The 1,307-nt window shown below is 33.5% G+C and carries 1 protein-coding gene; it reads right to left on the minus strand.

Going from position 1 to position 1,307, the window contains the following annotated elements; genetic code table 11:
• Window positions 1-227: 227 nt before the first annotated feature.
• Window positions 228-938 carry a C40 family peptidase gene (locus F6K13_RS33630; RefSeq protein ID WP_124145822.1) on the minus strand — a complete coding sequence of 237 codons (711 nt, stop codon included), beginning with the start codon at window positions 936-938 and terminating at the stop codon, window positions 228-230.
• Between the last annotated feature and the right edge of the window lie 369 nt (window positions 939-1,307).

The following is a 1,307-nucleotide window of genomic DNA, read 5'->3' on the forward strand; positions in this document are numbered from 1 at the left end:
TTGGCATAGGCAATAAAATGATGTATATTTTTATATAAAGAGCCGATAATATTGTCGGTAATTTGAGCAATATTTTGGCGTTGACTTTCTCCTAATAATCCCGCCAAATCCAAGGCGAAATCCCTTTACCAACGCCAACAATCGAAGTATTAACGAAAAGTCAAATTGCCTAAAACCCTTTTCATTTTGCCTGTTGCCTTCTGATAACGACCATTTTTAACGTTAACCTACTTAGTATTTCCATAACTCCTAACTACTCTTGCTGCACTCCGAAATAGTTGATAGTATCTTTGACTAACTTCATCACCCACTTCAGACAATACATCAATGCCAATGCCATTACGACCCTGACTTTTTCCAGAACTATGAATATAACGTCCTTCTCCCAGGTATAATCCTACATGATCTGCCTTTTCACCAGTGCCAAAAAACACTAAGTCTCCGACTATGAGTTGATTATTTAATTGATATTTGTCTAAGGAAATCTTCTGACAAAAAGCTTCCTGTTGATAAGCATCTCTAGGTAACCAAATACCAACAGAAACAAAAGCAGCTTGAATAAGGCCAGAACAATCATAGTTAGGTCCTACTGTACCTCCCCAAAGATAATAATTAGAAGTGTTCATCGCTTTATAGGTAAAAGCAATCACCTCTGGTAATTTCTCTCTAATTTCAGTCTCGCCAAAAATGTGAGGCTGAAAAGGAGTTTGTGTTGGCTGAATTTTATCAATGTCTGTATATCTTAACCACCCTTGATAGTCATCTTCTTGTAACTTGACCAAAATTGCACTGTCGAATTTTTCCTGTAACTGGATAACTTGTAAATTTCGCCCAATTGCTGCTTGAGTTACCAAAATATTGCACTCAGAAGAATCATAGATATTGATATTAGCTTGGCACTGATACTCAACAACATTAGATAATTGCTGGTCGAACACTAAATTTCGCTTGGATAATTTACTGAAGTTATTATAATATTTTATGGATATAAATTACAACCTTAGTTATCAGAATCACTATTATTTAAAGATAGCTTTAATTTTCAATAACTATGGAATAATTAACAGAGAATTTTTCACTCAATCCATATATTATTAAATAAGTATTTTTCTCTTTTCTAAATTTTACCTAATTTTTCTATATGACTTTTTTTGATCGAGATGAACAGTTAAATATTCTGGGTAAAGACATTATAGAGGCAATCAAGATAGAGTTTTCGGAATTAACTTATGAGCAAATTGCGATAACTTGGTTAGTCTACGATTTACCAATGGCAGGAAATATTAAGAATTCTACAGAGTTTTGGA

Source organism: Okeania sp. SIO2B9 (assembly GCF_010672505.1).
Classification (GTDB): Bacteria; Cyanobacteriota; Cyanobacteriia; order Cyanobacteriales; family Microcoleaceae; genus Okeania; species Okeania hirsuta.